Below are 2,842 nucleotides of genomic sequence, written 5' to 3' on the forward strand. Positions count from 1 at the left end.
CAGTCGTAGATAGCACGAGGCACGATGAGGTCATAGTCACTGGCTAACTGCTCGACAGTCTGCATGATACGCTGTAAGCGTCGCTCTTTAGATAAAGCGCAGAAGTTCAAGGGAGTACCTGCACACACTGCCTCGTAGTCACCGTCATGCACGGATTGCAGTCGGGCTAGTACAGCCTGTGCACCATAAGGTAGTTCACCGATGGACTCTACTATTGCAGCGTCGATGTTATCGTCACCTACCACCTCACCTTCCACGTCATCGTCATACACAGCGTCCGATAGTAGGTAGCCGACGGCACACTTGCGCCCTTCGTCTGCACGATAGGCACAGCCATGCTCACCATCAGTAGCACCGTGGTTCTGACGTGCTAGATGTTGTAGCACCATGTTAAAGATTGTTTGTAGTTCCATGATTAGTTACTCGCTATTGCTTTGAGTTGAGCCGCATACTCCACAAGCCACACGTGTGGAGCTACCATGATTTGGATTGGTTCCCATAGGTTATCAAGGGTTCCAAGCAGACCAGAGAAGACGAGGACTAGACCAGCTATGGCGAAGCAAGCAGCCTTCAATGTAGGTTCAGCACTCTTGCCGTACCCCCACTCGAACCACTCGTTCTCTTTGTCCTCAGCCTTGAATGCGTCCAAGCCTATGAATACTTTGCGTACCATGTGGATACCCAGCCATAGTACACCGATGCTAATAGCTAGCCCGATGAAACCTTTCACTGCATACCACGTGAGTAGCTGCTCGATGTAGACAGGTAGCTCAGCCGATAGAAAGTCCACGGCATTGTCAATACCTGCGATTGACTTGTCGATTAGATGTACGACAGCTTGTTCCAGTTTGTTTTCGATGCTCATAGTGGTGCTCCAATATCATCTTGTAAATGTAGTAACCATGCCACACGCAGAGCGTGCTCACCTGCTCCCTTGCAGGCATCACATGCACGATGGCTTTCGTACCAGTCCTTAGACTCAGCGTCTATGTAACGCTCTACGAATGAGTAGTGGTATGGGATACCCGTGTCCTCGCAGAACTCTTTGGCTAACTCAGCCATGATGTCACCTAGCAGGTCTACCTGCTTGTACACTGCGGTGTCATCTAAGTCCGTAGCGTACTGCTTGAGGTCGGACTTCACCTTGTACTTAATCTCAAGGCAAGTGAACTCACGCAATACTCTTACACGTGCTGACTGTAGTAAGTCTTGAACAGCAAGGCGAGTGTACTCAAGTGTGAGGGGGTGGAGTTGATGTCTCATAATTACATCTCCGGTATCATGTTGAACCAGTCAAGTGCTGCCGTTAGGCACACCCAACAACACACCACCACAAAGGCGACCCCAATCTTATCAGGAGTGGAGCCGTCACCCTCAGTGATGACAGCATAAGCAACTACGCCCAACAATAGGGCGCAGACTAGAGCAAAGGTGGCATATACACTACCCATCATTACCTTCCTTACGTACTGATACGCGAGTGATTGATACAAGCACAGCTACGATGCCAATGGCATACGCACCGAGCACGGAGTCCAGCTCCGATGCAAGCAAGGCACCGAGAGACAGGACTAGGATTACTTTAGTTACTGCGTACATTACTTCACCTGCCCTAGTTCTAAGCACAGTTTCTCGCACGCTTCCTCATCCATCTCAGCGAATGCGAAGTCGTACACCAGACGTGAGTTGGCAGGCGTGCCCAACACCAGACGCTTACCAGTAGTGTGACGGTACTTGATGATGCGATGCCCGTACTTCTGGTTGTGTGTGAGGAAAGCCTTCTCATCGAAGTGCTTACGGATGATGTCCAGTACGTACACCATTGGGTCGAAGAACATACGGTTAGCATCCTTCTTAGGCTTGCGCTTACCCATGTATTGTTTACGTGAGCCTGTTGCGTAGTGGTTGTTGTTAGTTCTCATAGCTTAGTCCTCAAGCAGTTTGTTTGATTTGTCCACGATGTCTAGGTACTCGCGGAGTGAATAGAACCCATCGCCCGTGTCGTCAATGACACCGATGTTTTCCATGTCTTGTGGTGGTACACCGATGTACTCAAGTACCTCGATGATTTGCTCAGCACTCTCTGGTGTGACAGAGATGTGACTGGCAGTAGCGGCACCCATCTGTAGCACTGGTTCAGTGAATACAGGCAGGCGTTCTTGTTCTTTGACTAGCTCATTCATCTCGATGAACTGGTGCATGGCAGCGATGCTACTGAATGGTCCTTCTTCTGTACCATCAGGGCAGCGAACCCACTGTTCGCATGATGCACCTTTGTAGAATGGTACGTATGGGAACACATCACCCACACTGTGACCACGTAGCCCACCGTTAGACTGTAGATGTCCAAGCGTAGCAGCTACACCGTGCTGGTGGGGAGCCTTGTCCTTGTGGTCAGGGTCAGGCATCTTGTCTATCTCACGGATAGCTTGACGCTCACGGTCAACGTCATCGTGTGACCACACCAAGTCGAAGTCACTACCATCAGGCATGGTACGAGGGATACCGTACATGTTGTACTCGATGTTACATTTCCAGCTACCATCTTCACGATGGATACTAGCTTTCCACTCCTCATCCTGAGAGTTAGGACGACGACGGCACTCGATGCGAGCACGGTAGCCAGCGATAGTCCAGTAGGTAGCACCGTTAGCAGCACGGCGCAGGTTAGGGACACGACGCTCCAAGCGTAGGGCTGACACGTCATTGCGATGATGGTCTAGTGTGCCATGCAAGTGGTCCACTGTACCTGACTCACGCCATACGATGGTGGACCCACCACCTAGTTCAGAACGATAGCCATTGAAACGACAGACAGTTAATACAGTGCGACGGTTAGTCA

Annotated in this window: 5 protein-coding genes; all 5 read right to left on the bottom strand. The window is 50.6% G+C overall.

Annotated elements, in window-relative coordinates:
• Positions 1-413: hypothetical protein (locus ABMA70_RS15855; protein WP_393022361.1), on the bottom strand; the 413-nt coding region annotated here is incomplete at its 3' end.
• Between the two features lie 2 nt (positions 414-415).
• On the bottom strand, positions 416-865 hold the full coding sequence (locus ABMA70_RS15860) for a hypothetical protein (protein ID WP_393022364.1): 450 nt from the start codon (positions 863-865) through the stop codon (positions 416-418).
• Positions 862-1,062: a hypothetical protein gene (locus ABMA70_RS15865; RefSeq protein ID WP_393022367.1), complete on the bottom strand. Its 201-nt coding sequence runs from the start codon at positions 1,060-1,062 to the stop codon at positions 862-864. Before ABMA70_RS15865 ends, ABMA70_RS15860 begins: the two co-directional genes overlap by 4 nt.
• Positions 1,063-1,598: 536 nt before the next feature.
• Positions 1,599-1,922 (bottom strand): hypothetical protein, encoded by a 324-nt coding sequence (locus tag ABMA70_RS15870; protein WP_393022370.1) that lies wholly within the window; start codon positions 1,920-1,922, stop codon positions 1,599-1,601.
• Between the two features lie 3 nt (positions 1,923-1,925).
• Positions 1,926-2,842 (bottom strand): hypothetical protein (locus ABMA70_RS15875; protein WP_393022373.1); only part of this gene is annotated, 917 nt, incomplete at its 5' end.

Origin of the sequence: Halobacteriovorax sp. XZX-3 (assembly GCF_043196495.1) — a bacterium.
GTDB lineage: Bacteria > Bdellovibrionota > Bacteriovoracia > Bacteriovoracales > Bacteriovoracaceae > Halobacteriovorax_A.